This window comes from Methylopila musalis (genome assembly GCF_042679725.1).
Classification (GTDB): domain Bacteria; phylum Pseudomonadota; class Alphaproteobacteria; order Rhizobiales; family Methylopilaceae; genus Methylopila; species Methylopila musalis.
In genome coordinates, this window is record NZ_JBHTMX010000298.1 from 1 (window position 1) to 2,343 (window position 2,343).

A 2,343-nucleotide genomic window follows, 5' to 3' on the forward strand; every position below is an offset into this window, starting at 1 on the left:
CGCGCCGACGCTGCGCGGCGCGGTGGCCGTGTTCGACGGCCGGGTGGTCGAGGCGCGGCCGGTGGGCTCGCACCTGATCGTGCTGCTGCGACTGGAGGCGGTGCGCGCCGGCGAGGCGGGCGCGCCAAGCCTGCTCTACCGCAGCCGGGGCTATCTGGCGGCGGCGAGCCGCGCGGACACGCCGTCCAGCTCCTGAACCGGCGGCAGGCCCGCCGACGGGCGCTCCCCCAGCGCCTCCACCACCTGCACCTCATGGTTCCGGCACAGCGCCGCCACCGTCGGCGACTCCATGCGGTCGGTGACGAAGAAGTCGATGTCGGACAGGCGCCCGATGCGCACCGGGGCCGAGCGGTCGAACTTCAGCCGGTCGGCCACCAGCAGCACCTCGCGGGAGTTGTCGATGATGGCCTGGCTCACCACCGCCTCGCGGTAGTCGTAGTCCAGCAGCGCGCCCTCCTGGTCGATGGCGGAGACGCCGATCACGGCGTAGTCCACCTTGAACTGGCGGATCAGCTCCACCGCGGGCGGCCCGACGATGCCGGCGTCCGCGCGCCGCACCGGCCCGCCGGCCACGATCACCTCGATCCGGGGATGGCGGTAGAGCAGGGTGGCGACGTTCAGATTGTTGGTGATGACGAGCAGCCCCTCATGCCCGTCGAGGGCGCGGGCCACCTCCTCGGTGGTGGTGCCGATGTTGATGAACAGCGAGGCGCCGTTCGGGATCAGCCGCGCGGCGGCCTCGCCGATCGCCCGCTTCTCATCCTGCGCGATGAAGCGCCGCGCCTCGTAGCCGACGTTCTCCACGCCCGACGACACCGTGGCCCCGCCATGGACGCGCGCGAGCAGGCGGCGATCGCACAGCTCGTTCAGATCCTTGCGTATGGTCTGAGGCGTCACCGCGAAACGCGCCGCAAGCTCCTCGACCCCGACCCGACCGGACGCCCGGGCCAGCGTCACGATCTCCTGCTGGCGCGGATTTAGCCGCTCCATCGTCCCCTCCCGCTAATTTTTAATCGTTTTGCCGAAGGATGACATGCGGAAACGCTCCCGCAATCCCCCCGTTCGAGAAAGTTTCAAAAAAGCGCGATCGAAGGCGCGGTCGTTGCGGCTCGCGGGACCGTGTCCCTGGCGCCACGGCGCTCGATTTTGACGGTTTTTGGGCTGAACGGACGACAAGGAAGCCCTATCACTAGGCGAGAGATTGCGGCGCGCTCGCCTGACGCGCCCGACCGCCACCATGGAAACGAACCCGATGATCCGAATGCTCGCCGTTTCGTTCGTCGCTCTCGCCGCGGCCGCCGTCCCCGCTCTGGCCGCCGACGCGCCGCTGGACGTGGAGAGCACCGTCGTCGCCCCCTCCGACGGCGTGCAGCCGGACTGGCGCGTCACGATCAAGGCCACCGGCGTCCTGTCGCCGGAGTTCGAGGGCGCGCGCGACTACTCCGTCAGCGGCTATCCGGGCCTGAGCATCCGCCGTCCGGGCCAGCCGTGGAAGTTCGGCGCGCCGGACGACGGCTTCGGCTTCGCGCTGTTCGACAGCGAGCGGTTCCAGATCGGTCCGGTGGCGCGCATCAAGTCCAAGCGCGACAGCAGCGACGAGCGCCGCATCCGTGGCGTCCACGACGTGGACTGGGCGGTGGAGCCCGGCGTGTTCGTCGAGATCTACCCGACCACCAACACCCGCATCCGCGGCGAGCTGCGCCACGGCGTCGGCGGCCATGACGGCTTCGTCGGCGACATCGCGGCGGACTGGATCGAACGCTTCGGCGCCTTCACGGTCTCGGCCGGCCCGCGCCTGTCGCTCGGCGACAGCGACTTCATGAACGAGTATTTCGGCGTCACCACCCGCGACGCCATCCGCAACGGCCGTCTGTCCCGCTACAAGGCCGGCGGCGGCATCAAGTCGGTGGGCGCGGCGGCGGCCGTCACCTACGACTGGACGCCGAACTGGAGCACCACGGCCTTCGGCGCCTACAACCGTCTGGTCGGCGACGCCGCCGACAGCCCGATCGTGCGCCGCCTCAAGTCCAAGGACCAGTTCACGGTCGGCCTGGGCGTGGCTTACACCTTCGACTTCAACTGGTGAAAACGCGAAGTCCGTTAAGACTTTAACGGATTTCGGCACGCCTTCTTCGGACGTCGCCGCGCAGGCTCTCCCCTTCATCCACCGCGAGAGGGGAGGGGCTGTCCATGGTGACGTCCGTTTCCGCGGTGGGCGCGAGCCGCCCGCCGCTCGACATCGACGCCGCCGACCGGGAGCGGACCAGCGCGGTCAGCCAGGCGGCGGTTCTGGCGGCGGTCGGCGCGACCGACCCCGCGGCTTCGCTGTCGGTCCGGGTCGCG

Annotated in this window: 3 protein-coding genes; 2 read left to right on the forward strand and 1 reads right to left on the reverse strand. The window is 70.1% G+C overall.

The window, feature by feature from the left end:
- Positions 1-196 (forward strand): flavin reductase family protein (locus ACFQ4O_RS16935; protein WP_378777461.1); only part of this gene is annotated, 196 nt, incomplete at its 5' end.
- Here ACFQ4O_RS16935 and ACFQ4O_RS16940 read toward each other — a convergent pair.
- A complete protein-coding gene (locus ACFQ4O_RS16940; protein ID WP_378777463.1) occupies positions 151-990 on the reverse strand; it encodes a DeoR/GlpR family DNA-binding transcription regulator in 840 nt (279 codons plus the stop codon). The genes ACFQ4O_RS16935 and ACFQ4O_RS16940 overlap by 46 nt on opposite strands.
- A 271-nt stretch (positions 991-1,261) precedes the next feature.
- On the opposite strand from ACFQ4O_RS16940, the gene ACFQ4O_RS16945 reads away from it, so the two are divergent.
- Positions 1,262-2,086, forward strand: coding sequence for a MipA/OmpV family protein (locus ACFQ4O_RS16945; RefSeq protein WP_378777465.1), 825 nt, complete (start codon positions 1,262-1,264; stop codon positions 2,084-2,086).
- The last annotated feature ends 257 nt before the right edge of the window (positions 2,087-2,343 follow it).

Coding starts and splice junctions, on each gene's coding strand:
- ACFQ4O_RS16940 (WP_378777463.1), bottom strand. CDS start 990: ATGGAGCGGCTAAATCCGCGCCAGCAGGAGATCGTGACGCTGGCCCGG.
- ACFQ4O_RS16945 (WP_378777465.1), top strand. CDS start 1,262: ATGCTCGCCGTTTCGTTCGTCGCTCTCGCCGCGGCCGCCGTCCCCGCT.